The organism is Erythrobacter sp. W302b (genome assembly GCF_046452395.1).
Lineage (GTDB): Bacteria > Pseudomonadota > Alphaproteobacteria > Sphingomonadales > Sphingomonadaceae > Erythrobacter.
The window spans coordinates 955,803-981,952 of record NZ_JBKFDH010000001.1; the positions used below are offsets into that span (position 1 = coordinate 955,803).

Annotated in this window: 28 protein-coding genes; 17 read left to right on the plus strand and 11 right to left on the minus strand. The window is 65.2% G+C overall.

Annotation, left to right across the window (positions count from 1 at the left end; all coding sequences use genetic code 11):
• Positions 1–22: 22 nt before the first annotated feature.
• From ACLBKT_RS04670 to ACLBKT_RS04705, 8 genes are all read left to right on the plus strand, one after another.
• Positions 23–973: a carbon-nitrogen hydrolase family protein gene (locus tag ACLBKT_RS04670; protein ID WP_410181790.1), complete on the plus strand. Its 951-nt coding sequence runs from the start codon at positions 23–25 to the stop codon at positions 971–973.
• A complete protein-coding gene (locus ACLBKT_RS04675) occupies positions 970–1,356 on the plus strand; it encodes a hypothetical protein (RefSeq protein WP_410181791.1) in 387 nt (128 codons plus the stop codon). The genes ACLBKT_RS04670 and ACLBKT_RS04675 overlap by 4 nt, the downstream gene beginning before the upstream one ends.
• Positions 1,353–2,195: a tRNA (guanosine(37)-N1)-methyltransferase TrmD gene (gene trmD / locus ACLBKT_RS04680; protein ID WP_410181792.1), complete on the plus strand. Its 843-nt coding sequence runs from the start codon at positions 1,353–1,355 to the stop codon at positions 2,193–2,195. The genes ACLBKT_RS04675 and trmD overlap by 4 nt, the downstream gene beginning before the upstream one ends.
• Positions 2,192–2,560 (plus strand): 50S ribosomal protein L19, encoded by a 369-nt coding sequence (gene rplS, locus ACLBKT_RS04685; protein WP_166547558.1) that lies wholly within the window; start codon positions 2,192–2,194, stop codon positions 2,558–2,560. The genes trmD and rplS overlap by 4 nt, the downstream gene beginning before the upstream one ends.
• A 185-nt stretch (positions 2,561–2,745) precedes the next feature.
• Positions 2,746–4,986 (plus strand): DPP IV N-terminal domain-containing protein, encoded by a 2,241-nt coding sequence (locus tag ACLBKT_RS04690; protein WP_410181793.1) that lies wholly within the window; start codon positions 2,746–2,748, stop codon positions 4,984–4,986.
• 145 nt (positions 4,987–5,131) lie between these two features.
• Entirely contained in the window at positions 5,132–6,157 is a 1,026-nt protein-coding gene (locus ACLBKT_RS04695) for an aspartate-semialdehyde dehydrogenase (RefSeq protein WP_410181794.1), read from the plus strand.
• 5 nt (positions 6,158–6,162) lie between these two features.
• Complete coding sequence (locus ACLBKT_RS04700) at positions 6,163–6,729, plus strand: aspartate-semialdehyde dehydrogenase (RefSeq protein WP_410181795.1); 567 nt, start codon at positions 6,163–6,165, stop codon at positions 6,727–6,729.
• Positions 6,701–7,198, plus strand: coding sequence for an SAM-dependent methyltransferase (locus ACLBKT_RS04705; RefSeq protein ID WP_410181796.1), 498 nt, complete (start codon positions 6,701–6,703; stop codon positions 7,196–7,198). Before ACLBKT_RS04700 ends, ACLBKT_RS04705 begins: the two co-directional genes overlap by 29 nt.
• Before the next feature lie 3 nt (positions 7,199–7,201).
• On the opposite strand, the gene ACLBKT_RS04710 is transcribed toward ACLBKT_RS04705, so the two are convergent.
• Genes ACLBKT_RS04710 through ACLBKT_RS04720 form a run of 3 tightly spaced genes read right to left on the minus strand, consistent with a single transcriptional unit; the run spans position 7,202 to position 10,301 of the window.
• Positions 7,202–8,788 carry a DHA2 family efflux MFS transporter permease subunit gene (locus ACLBKT_RS04710; RefSeq protein WP_410181797.1) on the minus strand — a complete coding sequence of 529 codons (1,587 nt, stop codon included), beginning with the start codon at positions 8,786–8,788 and terminating at the stop codon, positions 7,202–7,204.
• Between the two features lie 3 nt (positions 8,789–8,791).
• Positions 8,792–9,865, minus strand: a complete 1,074-nt coding sequence (locus tag ACLBKT_RS04715) for an HlyD family secretion protein (protein WP_410181798.1) — start codon at positions 9,863–9,865, stop codon at positions 8,792–8,794.
• Complete coding sequence (locus ACLBKT_RS04720; protein ID WP_410181799.1) at positions 9,858–10,301, minus strand: MarR family winged helix-turn-helix transcriptional regulator; 444 nt, start codon at positions 10,299–10,301, stop codon at positions 9,858–9,860. The genes ACLBKT_RS04715 and ACLBKT_RS04720 overlap by 8 nt, the downstream gene beginning before the upstream one ends.
• Positions 10,302–10,381: 80 nt before the next feature.
• On the opposite strand from ACLBKT_RS04720, the gene ACLBKT_RS04725 reads away from it, so the two are divergent.
• The 7 genes from ACLBKT_RS04725 to ACLBKT_RS04755 all read left to right on the plus strand — a co-directional run bounded on the left by ACLBKT_RS04725 (position 10,382) and on the right by ACLBKT_RS04755 (position 17,062).
• Positions 10,382–11,143, plus strand: coding sequence for an alpha/beta fold hydrolase (locus tag ACLBKT_RS04725; protein WP_410181800.1), 762 nt, complete (start codon positions 10,382–10,384; stop codon positions 11,141–11,143).
• Between the two features lie 76 nt (positions 11,144–11,219).
• Entirely contained in the window at positions 11,220–13,073 is a 1,854-nt protein-coding gene (locus ACLBKT_RS04730; RefSeq protein WP_410181801.1) for a M2 family metallopeptidase, read from the plus strand.
• On the plus strand, positions 13,073–14,092 hold the full coding sequence (locus ACLBKT_RS04735) for a YncE family protein (RefSeq protein ID WP_410183647.1): 1,020 nt from the start codon (positions 13,073–13,075) through the stop codon (positions 14,090–14,092). The genes ACLBKT_RS04730 and ACLBKT_RS04735 overlap by 1 nt, the downstream gene beginning before the upstream one ends.
• A gap of 17 nt (positions 14,093–14,109) precedes the next feature.
• A complete protein-coding gene (locus tag ACLBKT_RS04740) occupies positions 14,110–14,544 on the plus strand; it encodes an ATP-dependent zinc protease (RefSeq protein WP_410181802.1) in 435 nt (144 codons plus the stop codon).
• A gap of 24 nt (positions 14,545–14,568) precedes the next feature.
• Positions 14,569–15,474 carry a 30S ribosomal protein S6--L-glutamate ligase gene (gene rimK, locus ACLBKT_RS04745; protein WP_410181803.1) on the plus strand — a complete coding sequence of 302 codons (906 nt, stop codon included), beginning with the start codon at positions 14,569–14,571 and terminating at the stop codon, positions 15,472–15,474.
• A 38-nt stretch (positions 15,475–15,512) separates the two neighbouring features.
• A complete protein-coding gene (locus ACLBKT_RS04750) occupies positions 15,513–16,100 on the plus strand; it encodes a TetR/AcrR family transcriptional regulator (RefSeq protein ID WP_410181804.1) in 588 nt (195 codons plus the stop codon).
• Between the two features lie 95 nt (positions 16,101–16,195).
• Positions 16,196–17,062, plus strand: a complete 867-nt coding sequence (locus tag ACLBKT_RS04755; protein WP_410181805.1) for an SDR family NAD(P)-dependent oxidoreductase — start codon at positions 16,196–16,198, stop codon at positions 17,060–17,062.
• 6 nt (positions 17,063–17,068) lie between these two features.
• Here the strand turns inward: ACLBKT_RS04755 and ACLBKT_RS04760 are convergent, their stop codons facing one another.
• The 5 genes from ACLBKT_RS04760 to rpsF all read right to left on the minus strand — a co-directional run bounded on the left by ACLBKT_RS04760 (position 17,069) and on the right by rpsF (position 20,808).
• Positions 17,069–17,836: an SDR family NAD(P)-dependent oxidoreductase gene (locus ACLBKT_RS04760; protein WP_410181806.1), complete on the minus strand. Its 768-nt coding sequence runs from the start codon at positions 17,834–17,836 to the stop codon at positions 17,069–17,071.
• Positions 17,837–17,979: 143 nt separating this feature from the next.
• Positions 17,980–19,416, minus strand: a complete 1,437-nt coding sequence (locus ACLBKT_RS04765) for an AMP nucleosidase (protein ID WP_410181807.1) — start codon at positions 19,414–19,416, stop codon at positions 17,980–17,982.
• 185 nt (positions 19,417–19,601) lie between these two features.
• The gene (gene rplI, locus ACLBKT_RS04770; RefSeq protein WP_410181808.1) at positions 19,602–20,204 is read right to left on the minus strand and encodes a 50S ribosomal protein L9; all 603 of its coding nucleotides are present in this window, start codon (positions 20,202–20,204) and stop codon (positions 19,602–19,604) included.
• 14 nt (positions 20,205–20,218) lie between these two features.
• Positions 20,219–20,443: a 30S ribosomal protein S18 gene (gene rpsR, locus ACLBKT_RS04775; protein WP_017665523.1), complete on the minus strand. Its 225-nt coding sequence runs from the start codon at positions 20,441–20,443 to the stop codon at positions 20,219–20,221.
• The gene (gene rpsF / locus ACLBKT_RS04780; RefSeq protein WP_410181809.1) at positions 20,443–20,808 is read right to left on the minus strand and encodes a 30S ribosomal protein S6; all 366 of its coding nucleotides are present in this window, start codon (positions 20,806–20,808) and stop codon (positions 20,443–20,445) included. Before rpsF ends, rpsR begins: the two co-directional genes overlap by 1 nt.
• Before the next feature lie 208 nt (positions 20,809–21,016).
• Here rpsF and ACLBKT_RS04785 point away from each other — a divergent pair, with 208 nt between their 5' ends.
• Entirely contained in the window at positions 21,017–21,955 is a 939-nt protein-coding gene (locus ACLBKT_RS04785; protein ID WP_410181810.1) for a DUF808 domain-containing protein, read from the plus strand.
• Positions 21,956–21,965: 10 nt separating this feature from the next.
• The gene (locus tag ACLBKT_RS04790; protein WP_410181811.1) at positions 21,966–22,604 is read left to right on the plus strand and encodes a glutathione S-transferase family protein; all 639 of its coding nucleotides are present in this window, start codon (positions 21,966–21,968) and stop codon (positions 22,602–22,604) included.
• Between the two features lie 224 nt (positions 22,605–22,828).
• Here ACLBKT_RS04790 and ACLBKT_RS04795 read toward each other — a convergent pair whose 3' ends face one another.
• The 3 genes from ACLBKT_RS04795 to ACLBKT_RS04805 are packed head-to-tail and all read right to left on the minus strand — an operon-like array spanning position 22,829 to position 26,117.
• Positions 22,829–24,370: a class I adenylate-forming enzyme family protein gene (locus tag ACLBKT_RS04795; protein WP_410181812.1), complete on the minus strand. Its 1,542-nt coding sequence runs from the start codon at positions 24,368–24,370 to the stop codon at positions 22,829–22,831.
• 35 nt (positions 24,371–24,405) lie between these two features.
• Positions 24,406–24,672: a hypothetical protein gene (locus ACLBKT_RS04800; protein ID WP_410181813.1), complete on the minus strand. Its 267-nt coding sequence runs from the start codon at positions 24,670–24,672 to the stop codon at positions 24,406–24,408.
• A 17-nt stretch (positions 24,673–24,689) separates the two neighbouring features.
• A complete protein-coding gene (locus ACLBKT_RS04805; protein ID WP_410181814.1) occupies positions 24,690–26,117 on the minus strand; it encodes a glutamate ligase domain-containing protein in 1,428 nt (475 codons plus the stop codon).
• Between the last annotated feature and the right edge of the window lie 33 nt (positions 26,118–26,150).

The window sequence follows — 26,150 nt, forward strand, 5'->3', positions numbered from 1 at the left end:
GTCCCGGCGTAAGCGCGCAGGCATGACCAAGCTTTCTGTCGCCGTTGTCCAAGCCGCGCCGATCCCGCTCGATTTTCAGGCCGGGATCGACAAGGCGTTGCGCCTTGCCAAGGAGGCGGTGGAGAGCGGCGCGAAGGTTGTCGCTTTTGGCGAGACGTTCCTCGGCGGCTATCCGCTGTGGCTGGACGAGGCGCCGGGCGCCGCGCTGTGGGACCATCCGGGGAGCAAGGCGCTGCACCGGATCATGCTCGAACAAGCGGTGGTCGCCAATGATGAGCGGCTGCTCCCGTTGCAGGAACTCGCCGATGCCAGCGGCGCGATCATCTCCATCGGCGCGCATGAGCGGGTGCGGCGGAGCCTTGTGAACAACCAGCTGACCTTCCGGCCCGGCCTGCCGGTGCTCGACCACCGCAAATTGGTGCCGACTCATGGCGAGCGCCTGATCTGGGCGCGCGGCGATGGCTCGACGCTGGGAGTGCATCAGGCGGAGTGGGGCCGGCTCGGCACGTTGATCTGCTGGGAGCACTGGATGCCGCTCGCCCGCGCGGCGATGCACAACCTCGGCGAGGACGTGCACATCGCCGCCTGGCCGACGGTCCGCGAGACCCACCAGATCGCCTCGCGGCACTATGCGATGGAGGGGCGGTGTTTCGTGCTGGCGGCGGGGCTGGTGCAGCGCCGCGACGACCTGTTCGACGGGCTGGAGCGGGTTGGCGGTGACGCCGCCGCGCGCGAGTTGTTCGAAGCGATCCCCGCCGAGGTGCTCAACCGCGGCGGCTCCCTGATCGCCGCGCCCGACACCCGCGTGATCGCGCAGGCGGGGGAGGGGGAGGAGACGCTCTTCGCTGAGCTCGACCTTGCCGAAGTGGCCGAGGGGTTGGCGAACCTCGATACGGACGGGCATTATGCGCGGCCCGATGTGTTCGGGCTGACGGTCGATACGCGGGCGAAGGATGGGGTGGCGTGGGAATGAGCGGGGCGGAAGGCTCGGTCTTGCGAGACCTGGCGAATGTTCTGACCGATACGGGCTTATGGGTCTTTGCTGCTGGGGCAGCCGTCATCAGCGCCATCGTTGCCTTGACGTTGTCGCCCTCGCTTCGATCATGGTCGACGATTGCCGTGGCGTCGTTGTCTGGGGCTTTCCCTGTGCTGATGCTGATCGCAGCCACCGTCGTGTTTCGCCGGGGTCAGGAAGACTTGGGCTCGCTAGCTTTGTTTTTTATGGAGCCCGAGGTTCTGTTCGGCTTGCTTATCTGGTTTGCCGCTGGATGCTTGTCTGCCTTTGTGGTCACCGGCCGGTTACGGTCTCGGCGCGAGCGGAAACGTGTCCAGAGCGAGATCGGCACATTCGAATGACCTTCGCCGCCACCATCCTCACGCTCTATCCCGAGATGTTCCCCGGGCCGCTCGGGCATTCCATCGCGGGGCGCGCGCTCGCCGAGGGCAGGTGGGCCTGCGAGACGGTGCAGATTCGCGACTTCGCCACCGACAAGCACCGCACGGTCGATGATACGCCCGCAGGCGGCGGGGCGGGGATGGTCTTGAAGTGCGATGTGCTGGGGAGGGCTTTGGACTCTGTTTCACCCCTCCCCTTCAGGGGAGGGGTTGGGGATGGGGACGTGCCGCAAGCGCCGAGCCTGACGGAGAGCCCCCACCCCAACCCCTCCCCTGAAGGGGAGGGGCTTTTGGCGCGCCCCATCCTCGCCATGACGCCTAGGGGCAAACCCATCACGCAGGCGCGCATCCGCGAACTCGCCCAAGGCCCCGGCGTCATCATCCTGTGCGGCCGGTTCGAGGGCTTTGACGAGCGCCTGTTCGAGGCGCGCCCTGAGATCGAGCAGGTCTCTCTCGCCGACATCGTTCTGTCAGGCGGCGAGATGGCTGCGCTGACCATCCTTGACGCTTGCATTCGGCTGCTTCCCGGCGTAATGGGCGCGGCTTCCAGCGGGGATGAGGAGAGCTTTGAACAAAGCCTCCTTGAATACCCGCACTACACCCGACCTCAGGAATGGGAAGGGCGCACGATCCCCGAAGTGCTGCGATCGGGGGATCATGCGAAAATCGCTGCTTGGCGCAAGGCAAGGAGCGAAGAGGACACTCGGTCACGCAGGCCGGACTTGTGGGAGCGCCATGAGGGCGCTCGGGTCCAACCTGCCTCTGGCGCGCGGCGAAAACGTAAGGAACCGGACCAGTGAACCTGATCCAGCAGATTGAAGCCGAAGAAATTGCCAAGTCCGGCAAGGACATCCCCGAATTCCGCGCAGGCGACACCGTCCGCGTCGGCGTGAAGGTGAAGGAAGGCAACCGTGAGCGTGTTCAGAACTACGAAGGCGTCGTGATCGCCCGTTCGAACCGCGGCATGGGTTCGAACTTCACCGTGCGCAAGATGAGCTTCGGCGAAGGCGTCGAGCGCGTTTTCCCGCTCTACTCGCCGATCGTCGAGAGCATCACCGTGGTCCGCCGCGGCGTGGTGCGTCGCGCCAAGCTCTATTACCTGCGCGGCCGCACCGGCAAGAGCGCACGTATCGTCGAGCGCAAGATGAGCGCCCCCAAGGCGTAAGGCTTTCCAGCCAGCGAAATTGCGAAGGGCGGCCCCGCAAGGCGCCGCCCTTTTGCTTTGGGGCACTTGCCATTCCCGTTCGTCATTGCGAGGAGCGTAGCGACGAAGCAATCCAGAGCGGTGTGCGCTGACCCTGGATTGCCGCGCCGCCGTTCGGCGGCTCGCAATGACGAGGTGAGCTTTGGATGCGTTCGGTTCTTGCTGCGGTTGCCCTGAGTTTCTCGACCTGTCTGACGGCTCCACTCTTGGCGGAGGACGCGGTGATGTCTGAGCAGGCCCCCACTCTCAGCTTCGAACGGGTCTTCGCCTCCCCCGGCCTTGATGGCCCCGCACCCCGGCAGGTGAAGCTGTCGCCCGATGGCCGCTACCTGACCCTGCTGCGCAACCGGGTCGACGACCGCGAGCGGTATGACCTGTGGGGCTATGACATCGACACCCGCGAATGGCGAATGCTGGTGGATTCGGAGAAGCTCGGCAGCGGGCGCGAACTCTCCGAGGACGAAAAGATGCAGCGTGAACGCGCCCGCGTCGGCAGTCTCAAGGGGATCATCGCCTACCAATGGGCCAGCGATGGCAGCGGCGTGCTGGTGCCGCTGGATGGCGACCTGTTCCTCGCCAAGCTTGATGGCACTGTCACCCGCCTGACCGATACCGAGGGAACTGAGCTCAACCCCAAGCTGTCGAGCAAGGGCGCGTACGTCAGCTTTGTGCGCGACCGGCGGCTGTGGGTGGGGCCGGTGGGCGGCGAGGCTACCCCCATAACCCCGGCAGGCGAGGCCGAGACGATCCGCTGGGGCGAGGCAGAGTTCGTCGCGCAGGAGGAAATGGCGCGCCTGCAAGGCGATTGGTGGAGCCCGGACGACAGCCGCATCGTCGTCCAGCGCACCGACGAAGCCAGCGTCGGCATCGTCACCCGCGCGGCGATCGGCGCAAAGGGCACCAAGGTGTTCGATCAGCGATACCCCGCCGCAGGCACCGACAATGCCGTGGTCGAGCTGTTCGTGATGAACCCCGATGGGTCTGGGCAGGTGAAAGTCGATCTCGGGCTCGATCTCGATATCTATGTTGCCCGCGTCGACTGGGCGCCGGATGGCAGCGCGATCTATGTCCAGCGGCAGGACCGCGCGCAGACGAAGATCGACATGCTCAAGGTCGATCCGGCGACGGGCGCAAGCACGATCTGGTTCACCGAAACCGCCGCGCGGCCCGATTACTGGGTCAACCTCAGCGACAATTATCGCTTCCTCAAGGACGGCAGCCTGCTGTGGTGGTCCGAACGCGACGGCTATGGCCACTTTTACCGCTTCGACGGGCAGGATTGGCTGCGAATCACCAGCGGGCTCGATCCCGTCACCGCACTGGTCGGCGTGGACGAGGCGGCGGGCACCTTCACCTATCAGGCGACCACCGACGTTCTGACCCAGCAGATCTATCGCGCTCAGCTTGGCGGGGAGGGCGGCGTCCAGCTGCTGACCGATCCTGCCTTTACCAACAGCGCCAGCATGGATGGGGCGGGGAAGCTGCTCTACGTCACCCGCTCAAGCCCGAACCAACCGCCGCAGTCCTATCTGGCGACACCGGACGGCAGCCGCGTCGCGTGGATCGAGGAGAACCGGGTCGAGGGTGATCACCCCTATGCGCCTTACCTTGCCAGCCATGTCACACCCGAATTCGGCACGATTGCGGCCAAGGACGGCACGCCCCTGCACTGGATGATGCTCAAGCCCAAGATGGAGCCGGGCAAGCGTTATCCGGTGTTCTTCCAGCACTATGGCGGGCCGGGACCGCAGACGGTGACGAAGAGCTGGGGCGGGGCGCTCGCACAGTCCATCGTCGACAAGGGCTACATCTTCTTCCAGCTCGATAATCGCGGCTCGGCCAACCGGGGCGTGGATTTCGAACAGCCGCTCTACCGCGCAATGGGCGGGGCTGAAGTGCGCGATCAGAAGGCGGGGGCGCTGTTCCTCAAGAGCCTCGATTTCGTCGATCCGGCCAAGGTCGCGATCTATGGCTGGTCCTACGGCGGCTACATGACGCTGAAGCAGCTGGAGGCGGACCCCGGCCTCTATGCCGCTGGGATCTCCGGCGCGCCGGTCACGCGGTGGGAGCTTTACGACACCCACTACACCGAACGCTACATGGGCGATCCGCGCGAGGTGCCCGAGGCTTACGCAAAGGCCAGCGCGATTCCCGATGCCCCGAAGATCAGCGATCCGCTGCTGCTGATCCATGGCATGGCGGATGACAATGTGGTGTTCGAAAACGCGTCGGAACTCATCTCTGTGCTTCAGGAAAGCAACACGCCGTTCGAGATGATGCTCTACCCCGGCTACACCCACCGCGTGTCGGGCGAGAAGATCGGGCCGCATGTGTGGAACAGCATCATGCGCTTCCTCGCGGCGCACAGGGTGACACCGCCGAAGTGAGCCAGAGCCCGAAAACATAGCTATTCGTCATGCCGAACTTGTTTCGGCATCCATCTCGCACCATAGAGCCTCGGCGCGGGCGGCGGGATGGGCCCTGAAACAAGTTCAGGGTGACGGCTGGTCCATTGGATTGCAGGAGTTCGGAATGGGTTACCGGGTGGCAGTGGTCGGCGCGACCGGCAATGTCGGGCGCGAGATGATGATGGTTCTCGCCGAGCGCGAGTTTCCGTGTGACGAGGTGGCCGCGGTCGCCTCGCCGCGTTCGACCGGCACTGAGGTCGAATTCGGTGACACTGGCAAGATGCTCAAGTGCAAGAATATCGAGCATTTCGATTTCGCCGGCTGGGACATCGCGCTGTTCGCCGCCGGGAGCGGCCCGGCCAAGGAGTATGCCCCCAAGGCCGCGGCGGCTGGTTGTATCGTCATCGACAACTCGTCGCTCTATCGTATGGACCCCGATGTTCCGCTGATCGTGCCGGAAGTGAACCCCGACGCGATTGACGGCTACATCGCGCGCAACATCATCGCCAACCCCAACTGCTCGACCGCGCAGCTGGTGGTGGCGCTGAAGCCGCTCCACGATTTCGCCACGATCAAGCGGGTGGTCGTCAGCACCTACCAGTCGACCTCGGGCGCCGGGAAGGCGGGGATGGACGAGCTCTTCGCCCAGAGCCGCGCGATCTTCGTGGGCGATCCGGTCGAACCGCAGAAGTTCACCAAGCAGATCGCCTTCAACGTGATCCCGCACATCGACAGCTTCCTCGACGATGGTTCGACCAAGGAAGAATGGAAGATGGTGGTTGAGACCAAGAAGATCCTCGACCCCAAGATCAAGCTGACCGCGACCTGCGTGCGCGTGCCGGTGTTCGTGGGTCACTCGGAAGCGGTGAACATCGAATTCGAGAATGAAATCAGCGCCGAACAAGCCATGGACATTCTGCGCGAGGCGCCCGGCGTCATGCTGATCGATAAGCGTGAGGATGGCGGCTACATCACCCCCATCGAATGCGTCGGCGATGCGGCGACCTTCGTCAGCCGCGTGCGCGAGGACCCGACGGTGGAGAACGGTCTGACATTGTGGTGCGTTTCGGACAACCTGCGCAAGGGTGCCGCACTCAATGCCGTCCAGATCGCCGAGCTGCTCGGGCGGCGGCATTTGAAGAAGGGCTAAGGCCGATGCGGGTTGCTCCCCTGGCGTTGGTGGGCGCGCTCGTGCTGGCCGGCTGCGACAGCGGCGACGTGCCGAGCCCCGCTGAACGTCAGCAGGGCGAAGCCGCGCAGGCCCCGGTCACGGCTAACGCGGTCGAACTTCGCGGTGACGGGATGTCGGCCGGGGCGGAGGCGTTCTATTTCGCCGCAGGTCAGCAAGAGGTCGAAACCGCGCTCGCTGCGGCGCTCGGCAAGCCGCTGCGCTCAGGCGAGAATGCCGAATGCGGGGCCGGGCCGATCACCTTCACCGACTTTGCGGGCGGATTGACAGCGCATTTCCAAAAGGGCCGTCTGGTGGGCTGGAACTGGCACGCCCCGCAGGACGGCGATGCGCCAGCGACCGGGACAGTCACGTTGGCGGGCCAGGTGCAGATCGGGACGGCGCGGAGCACTGTCGAGGCCGCGTCCGGCTTTTCCAAGGTCGAAGGCAGCACCCTCGGCGAGGAATTCGCGCTCGACGGCAATATCGGCGGCTTCATCACCGCCGATAAGGTGGAGATGCTCTATGCCGGAACGCAGTGCTTCTTCCGCTGAGCGCGGCGAGGCTATCACGCTCCATCCGATCGGCCACGTCAGGGGCGGCCGCGCCGAAGTGATTGATGACAACTGGGGCACCGTCGAAGCGGTGATCGCACTCGACGCCGCCCGTTTCGGGCCCGAGGCGCTGGCCGGGATCGATGGCTTCAGCCATGCCGAGGTGATCTTCCTGTTCGACCGCGTGCCTGACGACAAGATCGAGAACGGGGCGCGGCACCCGCGTGGGCGCAAGGACTGGCCTTTGGTCGGCATCTTCGCGCAGCGCGGCAAGAACCGCCCCAATCGGCTCGGCTTGACCACCTGCGAGATCGTCGCGGTCGAGGGCACGGGGCTGCGCGTGCGCGGCCTCGATGCCGTCGATGGCACGCCGGTTCTCGATATCAAGCCGGTGATGCAGGGCTTCGCTCCGCGCGGGGAAGTCCGCGAGCCTGACTGGGCTGGCGCGATCATGCAGGACTACTGGTAGAGGCTACTCAGACAGCGCGACCGGCCTGGCGGCCCGCCCCTCGTTCCCGCGCATCAGGAAGGCCAGCGGCGCGGCGGCCAGCGTGATCCACATCATCAGCCAGAAATCATCGACATAGGCGATCATCGCCGCCTGCCGGTTCACCTCGGCATCGATCAGCGTCATCGCCGTATCGCCGAGCGCCTGGAACCGGTCGATGGTCGAGAAATCCACGACGCTTCCCGTGGCAGCCGTCACATGCTGGCCGAGATCGGCGTGACTGGTCTGGATATTGCGGGCGAGCAGCACCGTCATCCACGCGATCCCGGCCGAAGCGCCCAGCGAGCGGAACAGGTTGAGGAGGCTCGACCCGTCGGTGCGCAAGGCGGGGCTGAGCGTGGCAAAGGCGCTCACCTGCAAGGGGATGAACACCAGCCCCATGCCAAGGCCTTGCAGCAGGCCGCTGATGATCACATGCGCCTCGTCCACCGCCAGCGACCAATGCGCCATCTGCCACAGGGAGAAAGCGCAGATCAGAAACCCGCTCGCCACCACCGGCCGGGCGTCGATCCCCCGGCGCATCATCAGGCCCGAGAGCTGCATCGAGACGAGGATGCCCACTCCGCGCGGCATCAGCACGATGCCGGTGTCGATCACGCCGTAACCGAACAGGTTTTGCAGCATCGGTGGCAGCAGCGCCATGACCGCGAACATCACGATCCCGATCACGATCATGAACGCGAGGGCGATGGCGAAATTCCGGTCGGCGAACAATGTGCGTTCGAACATCGGGGCAGGGGCCGTGGCGAAGTGGATCACCACCATCCATGTCGCCGAGAGGGTGAGGACGAGGTAGGTCCAGATTTCCACCGACGCGAGCCAGTCTTCCTGTGCGCCGCGATCGAGCAGCAGCTGGAATGACGCAAGAGCCACGGCCAGCAGCAGGAACCCGGCGATGTCGAAGCGCCGTTGGCGTCGGGGGCGTTTGGGCAGGTAGGCGATGAGGATCGCCAGCGAGGCGATCCCGACCGGGAGGTTGACGAAGAACACCCAGCGCCAGTTGGCGGTCTCGGTCAGCCACCCGCCGAGGATAGGCCCGAGGATCGGGCCGATCATGATCCCCATGCCCCAGATCGCCATGATCTGCGGATGGCGACTGGGGCGAGTGGCATCAAGCATGAAAGACTGGCTCAAGGGCGCGATAAAGGCACCCGCCACGCCTTGCAGCGCACGGAAGGCGACCATTTCCTCAAGATTCTGCGCCAATCCGCACAGCATCGAAGCGAGAATGAACCCCGCGACCGAACCGATGAACAGCCGCCGCGCCCCGATGCGGTCGGCCAGCCAGCCGGTGATCGGCAACGCGACAGCGGAGGCGATGATGTAGCTCGTCAGCACCCAGGTGATCGTGTCGACCGTCGCCCCCAAGGAGCTTTGCATATGCGGCAAGGCGACATTGGCGATGGTGGTGTCGAGGATCTGGAGCAGCGATGCCGCCATCACCCCGACAATCATCAGGGGGTAGTTGCCCGTTTCCAGTTCGGGCGCGTCCAGCGGAGCGCCTGGTCGGTTCTGACCGATGCCAGCGGCAGGCTCGGCCCGGCTTGCCATCGCTCAGCGGCTCGCTGTGTCGGTGAACACGGTCACTTCGCTCGAAAGCCCGGCGATCAACCGGCGCGGGCTGGTGCCGTCCAGCGCGATCCGCACCGGCACGCGCTGAGTCACCTTGACCCAATTGCCGGTCGCATTCTGGGCCGGGAGCACGGAGAACTCAGCGCCCGTTCCCGCGCCAATTGCAGCCACACGGCCCTTGAGCACCAGCTCGGGATAGGCATCGAAGCGGACCTCGGCGCGCTGGCCGACCGCCATGTCGGCCAGATCGGTCTCCTTGAAATTGGCTTCGACATAGGTCGATCCCTCGCGCACCAGCGTCAGCACGGGGAGGTTAGGCACGACCTGCTGGCCGACTTGCAAGCGATCCGCCTGCGCGATGCGCCCTGCGGCAGGGCTGCGCACTTCGGTGCGGCGCAGCGCGAGCTGGGCATTGGCGCGGCGGGCCTCGGCCGCGGCGACCTGCGGGTTGACGCCGGGCACGGCCGCGCCGGTGGCGAGCCGCGCACGGGCTTCGCGCTGGCGGTCTTCCGCCTGCCGCACCGCCTCGCGCGCCTGCACCACCGCTTGCTCTGCTGCCTCGTAATCGGCCTTGGTCGAAAAGCCCTTCTGCCTGAGCGCCGCGACCCGTTCGAACCGCGCCTCGGCAAAGGCGACGTCGCTGCGCGCGGCCTCGATGTCGGTGCCGGTGAGTTCGGGGGCATTGCTCAGCGCGATCACATTCGCCTGTGCACCGGCGATCGCGGCATTGGCTTCGGCGATCTGCAAGCGGAAGGGTTCAGGATCGATGCGGAACAGCAGCTGGCCCGATTGGACCACCGCACCATCTGTCACCATTGCCTCGACAATCCGTCCGCCGACTTCGGCGCTGACCGCGACCATATCCTGCTTGATATAGGCATTGTCGGTCGAGACCTTGCCCGCAAGGCTCTGCCAATAGAGCAGCGCGCCTGCGGCCAGCGCCAAGGGAACCACCAGCATCAGTGCCCAGCGGGCCCATGGCTTGCGGGTCGCTGTGGGGTGAGTAGGGGCCTCGCTTACGCTGTCGCGCGCGATGGTGGGATCGGCTTCAGCCATGGGCCACCTCGGGTTGACGCGCAGCGGCAAGGTTGGCGGCGATCCGGTCGAGCAGATCGGCAAAGACCGCCCGTTCGCCGGCATCGAACCCGGCCAGCATTTCTTCGAACAACCCTTCGACGCTGACGCGTAGTCGGTTCACGATCCCGCGGCTTTTGTCGGTCAGGTGGAGAATGCGCGCACGGCGGTCTGCCGGATCGTTGCGGCGTTCGATCCAGCCTGCCTCCTCCAGCCGGTCAACGATGCGGGTGAGGGTGATCGGCTCGATCTCGAGCCGCTCGGCATAGAAGGCCTGATTCTCGCCGGGATTGCGTTCGAGCGAGAGCAGCAGCCGTGCCTGCGGGCCGGTGATGCCCAGCCCGCGCACGCGCTCGTCAAACAGGCGGCGCAACTGGCGCGAATTGTCGGCGAGTCGGTAGCCTGTCTCGATACTCATGGGTGCACTTATAATAAGCGTGCTTACTATCTACAAGCACCGGCTGGCCCCCCACGCCGAACCGCGCTAGCAGGCGCGGCATGACGATTACGACCGAGCATTTTGCCAGCTTCGACGGCACCCGCCTTGCGATCCATACCGAAGGGGAGGGGCGCCCGGTGCTGCTCCTGCATGGCCTGTTTTCCTCGGCGCAGATGAACTGGATCAAATGGGGTCACGGCGCGCGGCTCGCGGCGAGCGGCTTCAAGGCGATCATGCTCGACTTTCGCGTGCATGGCCAAAGTGAAGCCCCGCGTGATCCCGCTGCCTATCCGCCCGGCGTGCTGGTGCGCGATGCCGCCGTGGCGGCCGAGCATCTCGGGCTGGAGCCGCACGGGTTCGACCTCGTCGGCTTCTCGCTCGGCGCGCGCACGGCGATCCACGCGGTCGGTTACGGCATCCTCGAACCTCGCCGTCTGGCGATTTGCGGGATGGGGGTGGCGGGCCTGTCCGATTGGGAGCGGCGCGCCGCGCACTTCAAGCGGGTGATCGACGAGTTCGACACCATCAAACCCGGCGATCCGGCCTACACCGCGCGCACCTTCCTGAAGTCCCAAGGCGTTGATCGGGTCGCGGCGCGGTTGCTGCTGGATGCGATGGACGATTTCGATCTTGCCCGCCTGGCTGCGATCACCATGCCCACGGCGGTGATCTGCGGGGATGAGGATCAGGACAATGGCTCGGCCGAGGATCTTGCCGCACTGCTGCCTGATGCGCGCTATGTCGCGGTGCCCGGCACCCACCTCAACAGCGTGACCAAGCCTGACCTTGGCGAGGCGCTGGCCCGCTTCCTTGCGGCCTGACGCAGGCGGGTTGATTCCGGCTACCGGGGCGTCCAAACCCCACGTCATTGTCACATGACTGACGGGAATTTGGACCATGAAACTTGCCGCCCCCCTGCTGCGCTGCTGCGGCGCTGCACTCGCCATTGCTGTTGCCGCGCCGTTGGCCGCGCATGGCACCGCCGCGCCCGCTGCTTCCGCCGGCGAAGCGTTGACGCCCGCCGATGCCAGCGCTTGGATCGCCAAGGTTGAGGCTGAGTACGGCGCCTTCATCGTCGAATATTCGCGCGTCTCGTGGATCAACGCGACCTATATTACCCACGATAGTGACGAACTCGCCGCCAAGTATGGGGCGGAGCTGACGCTGAAGCAGGTCGGCTATGCGACCGAGGCCGCGCGGTATGCGAAGATCGAAGGCCTGGATGAAGAGACCCGGCGCAAACTCGATATGCTGCGCAATGGCATCGCCCTGCCAGCCCCGTCGCGTCCCGGCGCGGCCGAGGAGCTCAACGCCATCGCCACCCGTCTTGGCTCGGCCTATGGACGCGGCAAGGGCACGCTGAATGGCCAGCCGATCAACGGCAGCGACATCGAGGCCGAGATGGGCAATCTCGAACGCACCCCCGCACAACTGAAGGAAATGTGGACCAGCTGGCACGACAATGTCGGCGCACCGATGCGGGAGGATTATTCCCGCATGACCGCGCTCGCCAACGAAGGCGCCAAGGAGCTGGGCTTTGCCGATTTCGGCGCAATGTGGCGGTCCGGCTATGACATGCCGCCCGAGCAGTTCGCCGCCGAGACCGAGCGGATGTGGCAGGAGGTGAAGCCGCTCTACATTGCGCTCCACACCTATGTGCGCCGCAAGCTCAACGAGAAATACGGCGACGCCGTCCAGCCGCGCACCGGGCCGATCCGCGCTGACCTGCTTGGCAATATGTGGGCGCAGGAATGGGGCAACATCTACCCGCTGGTCGCACCCGCTGGCGCGGGCGACATTGGTTATGACCTCACCGATCTGATCGCCAAGAAGAACCTCGATGCTGTCGGCATGACCAAGGTGGGCGAGCAGTTCTTCTCGTCACTGGGCTTCGCGCCGCTGCCTGCCACCTTCTGGGAGCGCAGCCAGTTCACCAAGCCTGCCGACCGCGAAGTGGTGTGCCATGCCTCGGCCTGGGATATCGACAATGTCGATGATCTGCGCATCAAGATGTGCATCAAGCCGAACGCGGATGACTTCATCACCATCCACCACGAGCTCGGCCACAACTACTACCAGCGCGCCTACAACAAGCAGGACATGTTGCACCTCAACGGCGCCAATGACGGGTTCCACGAAGCGATCGGTGACATGATCGCGCTGTCGATCACGCCCGAATATCTGGTGCAGATCGACATGCTCGATCCCAAGGACGTGCCGAGCGCGGACAAGGACATCGGCCTGCTGCTGCGTCAGGCGATGGACAAGGTCGCGTTCCTGCCCTTCGGCCTGCTGCTGGATCGCTACCGCTGGGGGCTGTTCGACGGCTCGATCCCGGAAGCCGCGACCAACACCGGCTGGAACGATCTGCGACTTGAGTATCAGGGGGTTGTCCCCCCGGTCGAACGCAGCGCCGACGGGTTTGATGCCGGGGGCAAGTATCACATCGCGGGCAACGTCTCCTACACGCGCTACTTCCTGGCGCGGTTGCTCCAGTTCCAGTTCTTCAAGGCGGCCTGCGATACCGCCGGGTGGAAGGGGCCGCTGCATCGCTGCTCGATCTACGGCAACAAGGAGGTCGGTGCGAAGCTGAATGCGATGCTGGAGATGGGCGCGTCCAAGCCGTGGCCCGATGCGCTTGAAGCCTTCACCGGCGAACGCCAGATGAACGGCACCGCGATGGTCGAATATTTCGCACCGCTGATGAAATGGCTCGAAAAGCAGAACAAGGGCGAGAAGGCGGGCTGGTGATGCGGCGCGTGGGCGGTTCACGCGCCGGGGCGGCGGCACTTTTGGCGCTGGTCGGCTGTGCGCCGGTTGCCGAGGTTGAGAGTGCAGGGGCGGCGGCTGCCATGCCGCCCACCCTGTTCGTCGCGGCCAAGCGCGGCAACACGCTGTCGAAGGTCGATCTGACGACGGGTGAGGAGGTGCTGCGCCTGCCGAGCTGCACCAACCCACACGAACTCGCCACATCGCCCGATGGTCAGCATGTCGCGCTCGCCTGCTATGGCGGGACGAGCGTTGACGTGTTCCGCACCGACACGCTGGAACGCGTCATCAGCATCGACCTCGGTGACAATGCGCGGCCGCACGGGATCGTCTGGCATGACAGTGGCAATATCTATGCAACGGCCGAGGGCCGCCGCTCGATCTTCCAGATTGTCGGCCCATTGACCGGGGCGGCTGTCACATTCGAATTTGCGACCGGGCAGCAAGGCAGCCATATGCTCGCCGTCAGCCCCGACGAGCGGACCGCATGGACAACCGACCTCGGTTCGCGAACGGTCACGCGCATCGACCTGCGCACCCGCCGCGCGCCCCTGTCGGTCACGGTGGGTGAGGAGCCGGAGGGCATCGCGCTCAGCCCCGACGGCACAACCCTGTGGGTCTCGGCGCGTGGCTCCAATCAGGCCTTCGCGCTTGATCCCCAGACCATGGAAGTGCGCGAAACGGTCGCCACGGGCCGCTTCCCGCTGCGCATCGCGGTTCGCCCGCAAGGCGATGTTGCGGTGACCTCCGATCTGCAGGACGGCAGCCTCAGCGTCATCGACACCGCCACCGCCAAGGTGATCCGCACCATTCCCGTTTCCGGCCCCGCCGAGGCGCAGCAGCGCTTTCAGGTGACGATCCTGTGGTCTGACGACGGCACCAAGGTCTATGTCGCCGAAACCGCCAGCGACACTGTTGCGGAGGTTGATTACGCCAGCGGCAAAGTCCTGCGCCGCCTGAAGGTGGGCGAGGGCGGGGACGGGATGGCGATCCTGCCTTGAGGGTCCCCAAGCCCCTTATGGTCGTCGGCTGGCGGGAACTTGTCAGCCTGCCCGAGCTTGGGCTGGCGGGCATCCCCGCCAAGATCGACACCGGCGCGCGCACGTCGTCGCTCCACGGTCAGGTGCTCGAAGACTTCATGCGCGATGGCGAGCGGTTTGTGCGCTTTGCGGTCGACTGGGACGGGACGCGGCATGTCTGCGAGGCGGTGCATGTCGATCTGCGCGGAATCACCAGCAGCAATGGCGATCAGCAGACCCGCTTTGTCATAAAGTCGCCTCTGACGATCGGTAATCTTACGTTCCGGGCGGAGATCAGCTTGGCGAACCGTTCCCAGATGCAATTCCCGATGCTGATCGGGCGCACCGCGCTTCGGCGACGGATGGTGGTGGATAGCGGTCATTCGTGGCTGCAATCACCTGCGATAGCGCATATGGGGCGCATCCGCCGCTAAGTCGCCGGACACGAAAGGTACTTCATGAAAATCGCGATGCTGGCGCGCAACGCCAACCTCTATTCGCACCAGCGGCTCAAGCAGGCCGCCGAGGCGCGCGGCCATACGCTCGATATTCTCAACACCCTGCGCTGCACGGTGCACATCGCCAGCCACCGGCCCCAGGTCTATTACAACGGCGCGCCAATCGCCGCCTATGATGCGGTGATCCCGCGCATCGGGGCCTCGATCACGAACTACGGGCTAGCGATCCTGCGCCAGTTCGAAATGCGCGGTATCTGGTCGCTCAACGAAAGCGTGGCGATTGGCCGCAGCCGTGACAAGCTGCGCAGCCTGCAGATCCTCGCCAAGCATGGGCTTGGCCTGCCGCTCACCGCCTATGCCAATGATCCCAAGCAGGCCGAGGAGATCATCAAGGCCGTCAATGGACCGCCGGTGGTGATCAAGCTGATCGAGGGGACGCAGGGAATCGGTGTGGTGCTGGCCGAGACGATGAGCAGTGCGAAGTCCGTGATCGAGGCGTTTCGCGGCGCCAACGTCAACATTCTGGTGCAGGAGTTCATCAAGGAAGCGGGCGGCACCGATATCCGCGCGCTGGTGGTGGGCGGCAAGGTGGTCGCGGCCATGAAGCGCACCGGCGCGCCGGATGAATTCCGCTCGAACCTGCACCGTGGGGGTTCGGCGCAGGTCATCAAGATCACGCCTGAAGAACGCTCAACCGCCGTGCGCGCGGCCAAGCGGATGGGGCTGAACGTCTGCGGCGTCGACATGCTGCGCAGCAATCACGGCCCGGTGATCATGGAGGTCAATTCCTCCCCCGGCCTCGAAGGGATCGAAAGCGCGACCGGCAAGGACGTGGCCGGCCAGATCATCGATTTCATCGTCGCCAATGCCAAAGGCGGAGCGACAAAGACCAAGGGGCGGGGGTAGGGTTGGCCAATTGCGCCGCTTCGCGCTAAGGCTCGGGCATGGGCGCTTCCTCCAACCCCTCACGCACCGCCGACACGCGCGATCGCCTGATCGATGCCGCGCTGGTGGTGGTGGCGCGCGACGGGCTCGGCGAGGCCAACGTCAAGGCCATCGCCCAGGAGGCGGGCGTGACGGCGGGGCTGTTGCATTATCATTTCGCCAGCAAGGATGAATTGCTGTTCTCGGCGGTCGAGCGGGCTGGGGCGGAATACATCGCTGCGCTCGACGCGCTGATCGCGGGGCATGAACCGGCCGCGCTGTTCGATGCCTATCTCGGCTTTGCCGCCGCCTCGCTCCACGCGCACCGCCCGCTTTTTGCGCTGCGTTTTGCATTGGCTGTCCGCGCAATCAATGAACCCGCGCTCGCCCAGCGGCTTGCGGGAGGCGATGCGGCAATTTCGGCGCGGCTCGCGCAGGTGCTGTCCCGGCACGCCGGACGCGCCAAGCCCGATCCGGCCGATGAAGTGGGCGCGCGCATGATCAAGGCTGCCTTCGAAGGGCTGATGCTCTCGTGGCTCTCGCGACCCGACTTCCCGATGGAAGCCGCGCTCGCCCGCTTAGCCGCCGCCGTTCGCGCGGCTGTCTGAGAATTCGCTTATCGTGTGAGACATGTTCTTGCGCGATCGGCCTTGGTTGATTATTTGGTTGGCTGACCAACTAAAAAAATGGAAAGGCCGGACCTATGCATATCGTCATGACAGGAGGCACCTCCGGCTTCGGCGCAGAGGCATCGGCGCGCTTGGCCCGGGCGGGCCACAGCCTGACGCTGGGCGCGCGCCAGCCATCCGCCGATACGGCGCAAACGCGCTATCTGCCGCTCGATCTCGAGAACCTGGCGTCGGTCGATGCCTTCGCCGAGGAGGTTACGCGGGGTGCCCCGATCGATGCCCTGTTGCTCAACGCAGGCTTGCAGCTCGCCAAGCCGGAGCGGCTGCCGAACGGCATGGAAAAGACGTTTTTCGTCAATCAACTCGCCCATGTGTACCTGCTCGTCCGCGTTCTCGACGCGCTGCCGGACGGCGCACGGGTGGTGCTGACCGGCAGCGGGACGCACGATCCGGCCGAGAAGACCCCGGTGACGCCGCCCGACCACGCCGATGCGCGCCGCTTGGCTTTTCCAGAGACCGATCCCGCCCTCCCGAAAGCGGCGCGCAAGCAGGCTTTCCGCGCCTATTCCTCCTCGAAACTCGCCAACATCATGACCGCAAGGCACCTTGCGCGGCTGCGCCCGGACCTGTCGGTGATGGCCTTTGATCCGGGATATGTGCCGTGGACTGGTCTCGGGCGGGCCAACGGACGGGTGATCGCGACCCTGGCGAGCCTTATCGTCCCGCGCCTGATGGCGGGAAACAGGAGCAGCACGGTCGCGCAGTCGGGCGGTTTTCTTGCGGAGCTTGCCACCGCGCCCGCCTATGCGCGCGAGCAGGGCAGCTACTGGTCGGTGCGCACGCCAAGCCTGGTGCGGATTGAGCCTTCGGCACTGGCCCGCGATGAGGCGGCGACAGCGCGGCTGTGGGAAGACAGTCTGGCGCTGCTGGGTCTCGCGTGATGCGGGTCAGGCGTTGCGCGCCATCAGTCCGCCATCGACCGGGATCGCGACACCCGTGATGTAGCTTGCCGCCGGGAGCACGAGGGACAGCGTCATATGCGCGACTTCCTCGGGCTCGCCATAGCGCCGCAGCGCCGTGCGGCGCTTGGCGAAGATGGTCTTGTGCTCCTCTGCCACGGCATCGGTCATCGCGGTGCGGATGGGGCCGGGGCAGATGCAATTGACCGTGATCCCTTCAGGGCCGAGATCGACCGCCAGCCCGCGGGTCAGTCCGATCACGCCCGTCTTGGCCGCGACATAGGGCGTATCACTGGGGGTCGCGCCGAGGCCCTCGGTCGAGGCGATGTTGACGATCCGGGCAGCGTCGCTCTGGCGCAGCCACGGCAAGGCGGCACGCACCATGCGCTGATGCGCGGTCAGCATGACGGCCAGGGCGGTGGCCCAGATGTCCTCATACGCGGGATCATCCAAGGCACAGAAGCTCGATACCCCGGCGTTGTTCACCAGAATGTCGATCCGGCCAAAGTCCGCTGCGATCTGCGCGACCGTGCGGGTGATCGCGACCCCATCGGCAACATCGAGCGCATAGGGGCGTGCGGCAGGCCCGCACTCCGCTGCCACCGCGGCGCTGGCCGCCAGCTCAAGGTCAACCACCGCGACATGGGCACCTTCGGCAGCGAACAACCGCGCCGTTGCGCGCCCCATGCCGCTGGCCGCGCCCGTGATGATGGCAACGCGCCCAGCGATGGAGCGTGAAGGGCTGGGGTGAGGCATGGCGATATCCTTTCGCCGTCCAGCTAACCCGAACCCTGACCCTCGTCACCCTGAACTTGTTTCAAGGTCCATCTCGCTCAGCGCGCCGCAGTCCGAAGCCGCACGATGGATGCGGAAACAGGTTCAGCAGGGCAGCAAGGGGATTATCTGAACGGCGGCTCGTTGAAGGCGCGCAGCTTGCGGCTGTGCAACCGATCGCCCTCATCGCGGAGCATCGCGCAGGCGACAATCCCGATCTGCAAGTGGGCCGCGATGGCTTCCTCGTAGAACTTGTTGGCCTGTCCCGGCAGCTTGATCTCGCCGTGCAGCGGCTTGTCCGAGACGCACAGCAGCGTGCCGTAGGGCACCCGGAAGCGGTAGCCCTGCGTGGCGATCGTGGCGCTTTCCATGTCGATCGCGATCGCGCGGCTCTGCGAGAAGCGCTTGGCCGAGGAGGAATAGCGCAGCTCCCAGTTGCGATCATCGGTGGTGACGACCGTGCCGGTGCGCATGCGCTGCTTGAGGTTCGCGCCCTGGACCCCCGCTACGCTTTCGGCGGCCGCGGCCATCGCCTGTTGCACTTCGGCAATCGGCGGGATCGGCACTTCCGGCGGGAGCACCGGATCGAGCACATGATCGTCGCGCAGGTAAGCGTGAGCCAGCACGAAGTCGCCGATCTTCTGCGTGGAGCGCAGCCCGCCGCAGTGGCCGATCATCATCCATGCATGCGGACGCAGCACCGCCAGGTGATCGCAGATCGTCTTGGCGTTGGAGGGGCCGACACCGATATTGACCAGCGTGATCCCCCGACCATCCTCGCGGATCAGGTGATAGGCGGGCATCTGGTGCTTGCGCCAGGCGGTATCATTGAGCTGATCCTGCGCGTGCGCCGTCGCGACGCGGATGTCGAGCCCGGCCGCGCCGGTCAGCGCGACATAGCCGTCCTGACCGATCTGCTGCGCGCCCCAGTTCACGAACTCATCGACATAGCGGTGGTAGTTGGTGAACAGGATGAAGTCCTGAAAGTCGCTGACTTCGCTGCCGGTATAGTGCTTGAGCCGCGCCAGCGAGTAATCGGTCCGCAAGCCATCGAACAGCGACAGCGGCATGTCGTGATCGCCATCGAACTCGATCCCGTCGGCCAGCTCGTCGCCGATCAGGGCCAGATCGGTCGAGGGAAAATGCGCGGCAATATCCTGCGCCGCGATGCCGACCATGGCCGCACCGGCCTCGCCATCGAGGACATAGGGGAAGGGGATCTCCTGACGCGAACGTTCGACCGTGACCTCGATGGCATATTCCGCCGCGATCAGCTGGAGCTGTTCGGTCAGGTAATCGGCGAAGCGGTCAGGCCGGGTGACGGTGGTGGAATAGGTTCCCGGCAGCTCCAACCGCCCGAACGCGCGGCTGCGATCCCGCTGGGCGCCCACGCCGGCATAGCGCAAGGTGATCTGAGGATAGGCATAGCTGCCGTCCGTGCGCTTCGACGGGGCCGGCAAGGTGCCGTCGCGCCCGAAAGCGATCACATCATCGCGCAAGCAGCGCACCGCTTCGTCATAATGCTGCTGCAACTGGGTGAGGATGGTCGGAATGTCGATCATGGCAGTTGTTCTGCTCCTTTCTTGTTATCGTTGTGCGACAGGACCTTTGCTTGAGACATGGTCTGTTTACAAGAAGGGCGCGGAAGTCTTTCGACCTCCGCGCCCTCGGGTATTCTTGCGGATCCCCGCGAAGGCGGGGATCTCCTGCGGCCTGAGGCCCCCGCCTTCGCGGGGGCGCACCTGGCTTAGTCCTCGTCGCCGTCGAACAGCTCGGCCGGGATCTCGCCCGGTTCGAGGCTGGTGTCGATGCGGGTGGCATCGGCCTGTTCCTCGATTTCACGCTGTTCGTCTTCGAACATCGCGGCGAGCACGTCGACGCCTTCGCTCTGCAACTTGGCCTCGTCGTCCGAACGGGCGACGTTGGCTTTCACGGTGACGCGCACTTCCGGGTGCAGGGCAACGGTCACATTGTGCATGCCGATGTTCTTGATCGGCGCGCCAAGGATGACCATGCGCTTGTCCACCGCGTGGCCCTGATCGGCGAGCCCGGCGACGATGTCGCGCACGCTCACCGAACCATAGAGCTGGCCAGCGTTCGAAGCGGCGCGGATCAGCACAACTTCAGCGCCCGCAACCTTCTCACCCTGCGCTTCGGCAGCGGTGCGACGCTCGGCGTTTTCCTTTTCGAGGCGATCGCGGTTGGCTTCAAAGACCTTCTTGTTGGCTTCGTTGGCGCGGAGAGCCTTCTTCTGCGGCAGCAGGAAGTTGCGCGCATAGCCGTCCTTCACGGTGACCACGTCACCGATCGAGCCGAGCTTTTCGATGCGCTCAAGGAGAATGATATCCATTTCGTCTTCTCCTCTTACTTCACGATGAAGGGCAGCAGACCGATCTGACGGGCGCGCTTGATCGCCTGGGCCAGTTCACGCTGCTTCTTCGCCGAAACGGCGGTGATGCGCGACGGCACGATCTTGCCACGCTCGGACATGAAGCCCTGAAGGAGGCGCACGTCCTTGTAATCGATCTTGGGGGCGTCCTTGGCCGCGAACGGGCAGGACTTGCGGCGGCGGAAAAACGGGCGGGCCATCAGTCGCGCTCCTCACGGGTTTCGCGACGCTTACGCTCGCGTTCGTTCTTGCGCATCATCACGCTCGGGCCTTCCTCGTGCTCGTCCACGCGGATGGTCATGTAGCGGATGATGTCTTCATTGATACGGGTCTGGCGCTCGAGCTCGGCGACCACCGAGCCGGGGGCGTCGATGTTGAGCAGCACGAAATGCGCCTTGCGGTTGCGCTCGATCTTGTAGGCGAGCGACTTCAGGCCCCAGGTTTCGGTCTTGGTGACCTTGCCGTTACCGGCCTCGACGATTTCGGTAGCTTGCGCTGCCAGCGCGTCGACCTGAGCCTGGCTCAGATCCTGACGCGCGAGAAAGACGTGCTCGTACAGAGCCATCTCGCGTCCTTTCACTCCATGCCGATCGCTGGCTGATCCGTTCGGCACGAACGGGGCCCCTCCGGCTTTCTTCAAACAATCGCCGGGCGGTTCCCATGCGAAGCGCGGCCCCTTACAGCTTTACCGATGAATTGCAAGTCTTGTCCGCAGGGAACCGGACGGGCAGTCGCCGGGTTTCACTTGCACGATTCGCAAAAGGGGGAACCACGTGCCGTCAGGACTGGTCGCACTGCTCGACGATATTTCGGTGATTGCCAAGGCGGCCTCGGCCTCCATCGACGATGTGGCGGTGGCCGCAGGGCGCGCGGGCACCAAGACCGCGGGCGTGGTGATTGACGATGCGGCGGTGACACCGAGCTATGTGACGGGCCTCTCCCCGGCGCGCGAGCTGCCGATCATCTGGAAGATCACCAAGGGCTCTTTGAAGAACAAGCTGGTCTTTCTGCTACCCGGCGCGCTGCTGCTGTCGGAGTTTCTGCCTGCCGCTATCACTTACCTCCTGATCCTTGGCGGGGCTTTCCTGTGTTATGAGGGCGCGGAGAAGGTGATGGAAAAGCTCGGTTTCGCCAAGCACGGCGAGACGCTGGAGGACGAGATCACCGACCCTGTCGCTTTCGAGAACGAGCGCGTGGGCGGGGCGATCCGCACCGATTTCATTCTCTCGGCCGAGATCATGGCAATTGCGCTGGCTGAGGTCGCCGACGAGACCCTCTTTATGCGCGGCGCGGTGCTGGCGCTGGTGGCGGTGGCGGTAACGGTCGCGGTCTATGGCGCGGTCGGGCTGATCGTGAAGCTCGACGATATCGGCCTGCACCTCACCAAGCAGGCGAGCAAGGGGGCGCAAGCCTTCGGGCGCTTTCTGCTGCGCTTCGTGCCCAAGCTGCTCACTGCGCTTTCGATCATCGGCACCGCAGCGATGCTGTGGGTTGGTGGGCACATTGTGGTCGACAGCCTGCACAAGCTGGGCATCGACTGGTTCTACGCCCCGATCCATGGGGCCGAGCACGCGGTGCACGAAGTGGCGGGTGGGGTTGCCGGGTGGCTGACCGCGACCACGCTGTCGGCGATCTTCGGGCTGATCCTCGGCAGCATCATCGCCTTTGTCCTGCACAAAGTGCTGGGTGTGGGCGCGGACAAGGCGCACTAAGTCCACCTCTATGACCACACCCGTCCTCTACACCTGCGCGCGTTCGCGTGGGTTACGCGCGACCTGGGCGGCGGAGGAAGCGGGGGTCGATATCGATCTTCGCATCCTGCCATTTCCCCCGCGCTACCTCGCGCCCGACTATATGGCGATCAATCCGCTCGGCACCGTGCCGATGCTGGTCGATGGCGAGACGAAGCTCACCGAAAGCTGCGCCATCGCGCACTACCTCGCCACGCGCGACGGCTATACCCCGCTGGCGATTGCGCCGGGTGAGCGCGACTATGGCGAGTATTGCGACTTCACCTACCACGCCGACGCGACGATCACCTTCCCGCAGACGGTCTACATGCGCTTCTGCCTGTTCGAGAAGGACAAGGGGCTTGAGGAGGCCGGACACGCCTATGCCAAGTGGTTCCACAAGCGGCTGATCAAGGTGGAAGAGCGCCTTGCCACCCGCGAGTTCCTATGCGCTGACCGCTTCACCGTAGCCGATATCTGCGTGGGCTATGCGCTGATCCTCGCCCAGAGCGTCGGGCTGGACGATGGCGTGCCGGACAGCCTCAAGGACTACCGCGCGCGTCTGACGGCGCGGCCAGCCTATGTGCGGGCGTTCGAGCGGGAGGAAGCGGGCAGGAAAGCCTTGGCGTAACGTCTGGATCGCGACGCCGCCATTTCCTACGCTTTTGCGGGCCGTTAACCTCTGGTCGGCTCTTTCGCATCGTCGACAACCGCGCGCAGCCAATGCACGCCAGAATGGCCCGCAATTCCCTGTCCGTCCGCTTTGCGGAATGGCAGTTAAGTGCATGACTCCTTTATATAAATATGAGTATTGTTAAGCGGACAGGGTGTCCGCTTTGTCCGCTTTGCGCAGAGCTACGCGGCCTGATCGGGTGACACGGGCCGCGCCGAAAGCTCGCGTCGCAGAAGCTTGCCGATCGGATCGCGCGGCAGGCTGTCGACGAATTCGATATAGCGTGGTCGCTTGTAGCCCGCGATCTGCCCCTTGAAGCGGGCAGCGATTTCCTCGCGGGTGAGGGTCTGGCCGGGTTTCAGCACCACGAAGGCCTTGACCGCCTCGCCCCACTGCTTGTCCGGCACGCCGCAGCAGCCCGCATCGGCGACTTCGGGCATGGCGGCGAAGACCGCGTCAACTTCGGCGGGATAGACATTCTCGCCGCCGGTCTTGATCAACTCCTTGGCCCGGCCGAGCAGGTAGCCGCGACCGCGCTGGTCCATCGTGCCAAGGTCGCCGGTGCGCAACCAGCCGTGGCCAAGCGCCGCCTCGCTCGCCTCGGGATTGCGCCAATAGCCAAGCATGACGGATGGCCCGCGCAAGCACAGCTCGCCTTCCTCGCCGGGCGGCAGGTGCTGGCCTTCGGGATCAAGCACCGTCATCGTCACATGCGGCAGCGTCCAGCCGATCGAGCGCGGGGCCTCGAGCATGTCGGGATAATCGATGAAGGTCGCAAAACCGCAGATCTCGGTCTGGCCATAGCCGCCGACCACCCGCGCGTCCCACTCCTTCTCGATGAACTCGTACATCCGCGGCCGACCCATGCCGGCACCGCCGGTGTAGTTGGTGAGCGGCATTTTCCCGTCGCGGATCGGCGCCATGCCCTGCCACGGGAAGCAGATCGTGGGAAAGGCGCTGGTGGTGGTGCAGCCCTCGCGGTGGAGCAGATCGAGGATCGCGGCGCTGTCGTCATCGCGGCCCGCGAACACCGAGGTTCCGCCGCAGGCCAGCATCGCGGCGAATTGCTGCATCCCGACCACGTGGAACAGCGGGTTGACCGAGAGCAGCACCTCGTCAGCCCCGAAGCCGCGGTGCTGGGCAAAGCCGAGCGCGGATGCGGCAACCGCGCTGCCCGCTTGGAGGCACCCTTTGGGCCGCCCGGTCGTCCCACTGGTGTACATCATGTAAAGCGGGCGGTCGGGGGCCAGGTCGAGGCCCAGATCATAGGCGTGGGGTGTGGAGCCAAGGGCGGTTTCGGCAACCGTTTCGAAAAACCCGCCTGCTGCGTGGGCCTCATCGACGAGGTGGACCTCGCCTGCTGCGGCCTCAGTCAAAAGGCTCGAAAAGCGGGGGTTCGCGAAGGTCATCGCAGGTTCGGCATTGCCGCAGATCCATGCGATTTCGGCAGGGGCCAACCGCCAGTTGAGCAGCACGGCAATGGCGCCGATCCGCCCCGCCGCCAGCAACGTGGTGACGAAAGGCGCGCCGTCGGTCAGCAGCAAGGCGATCCGGTCTCCCGGCCCGATCCCGCGCGCCAGCAGCCAGTGGGCGAGGTTGGTGACGCGTGCATCGAGCTCGGCCCAGGTCAGGCGCTGGTCACCGTCAACCGTCGCCAGCCGGTGCGCATGGCGCGCGGCACAATTCGCCAGCAGCGTATCAAGGCTGAAATCGCGGGGATGCATCAGGCGATGCTAGCGCTGTGCAGACCCTTCATCCATCAGCGATTTTGGGTAGGGGCCTGGGTCAGATCGAGGTGACAGCGCGAACAGGTGCGGCTGGGCCAAGGCACCACGAACACGCCCCGGAAGAAGACGTTCTTGCCGCAGCGCGGGCAGTTGAACCGCAGCATCGGGGCATTGGTGATCAACAGCAGCAGGATGGCTGCGGCAAAGGCGATGTTCGAGTGGCCGTAAAGCCGGTCGACCGTGACCACCAGCAGCACACCGAAGCCCACCACGCCCAGCATAAGCCAGGCATGGCGCACGGCCCGGGCATGGAGGCTCAAGCCAGGCGGGCGAGGATCGATCGGGCGAACTCCGTCAGCGTGTCGTCCCGCGCGCCCATCACCACGATCCGGTCACCGGGTCGGGCGAGAGCGATGATCCGGTCGGCGCACGCGTCCCGGAGCGCGATGTACTCAGCGTTTCCGCCATGGGCCGAGATGAGCGCAGTAATCCGCTCGCTGCCAAGGCTGCGATCCACCGTGCCACCGAAATAAACCGGATCGCACATGATCGTGATGTCATCGGGCGAAAGCTCGCGGGCAAAAGTCTGGGCGAGTTCCTCGCCCATCTGGCGCAAGGGGCCATAGCCGTGGGGCTGGAAAAACGCGATCACCCGCCCCGGCGTTGCCTTGAGCGTGCGCAAAGTGGCGGCGCATTTCTCGGGGTTGTGGCCGAAATCGTCGATGACGGTCACGCCCGACGCCGAGGTGCCGATCACGTCGAACCGCCGCGCCAGACCGGCAAAGCTGCGCAGCGCGACGGCGGCCTGCGCGATGTCGATTCCCGCCGCACTGGCTGCCGCAATTGCTGCCAAAGCATTCGAGAGGTTGTGCAGCCCCGGCATCGGCACATGCAACGCAAAGGTCTCGCGCCGACGGTTGTCGATCAGCACGGCCTCGATACCGCGGTCGGTCTGGGCGATGGTGGCGGGATCGATCGTCAGGTCGGCATCGCGTGCCCTGACGCCGAAGGTCACCGCCGCCTTCGCCCGGCCGGCGAGATTGGCGGCTTCCGCGCTGTCGAGGTTTATCACGGCGGTGGCGGAAGCGGAGAGGTAATCGCCGAACAGCACCCGCAATTCTTCGATGCTCTTGTGATCGAGGCTGACGTTGAGCAATACGCCCACGCTGGGGCGGTAGAGCGCGATTGATCCGTCGCTCTCGTCCACCTCGCTCACGAACAGATCGCGCGACCCGATCCGGGCGCTGGCGAAGGGGTTTGTCGGCGAGATGAAGTTCTTCATCACAGCGCCGTTCATTACGGTGGGATCGCGGCCCGCCTCGCTAAAGATCCAGGCGATCATCCCGGTGACGGTCGACTTGCCCGAGGTGCCCGCAACCGCGACCGAGACGTCGGCGGCGTTGAACATCTGCGAGAGCAGTTCGGCGCGGCTCAACCGCTCGCAACCCAGCGCCTTTGCGCGGGCGACCTCGGGCACGCTATCCTCGATCGCGGCGGAGGCGACGAGCACTTGATCAGGCGAGGTCACGCCACTCCCATCCTGCGGGAACAGGGCAAAGCCATGCGCCTCCATCCACGCGAACTTGTCAGGGGTGCGCCCCTGATCACGGCTGCGATCGGAGCCTGCGACAGGCAAGCCGAGACCTTGCGCGATCTGCGCCAGCGGCAGCATGCCGGACCCGCCAATGCCGCAGAAGAACAGCGGGCGCCCTGTGAGTGTCCCAGCCTTGAGCCCGTTATCCATATGGGGCGTGGTTATTGGCTTGCGTGCCCCCTG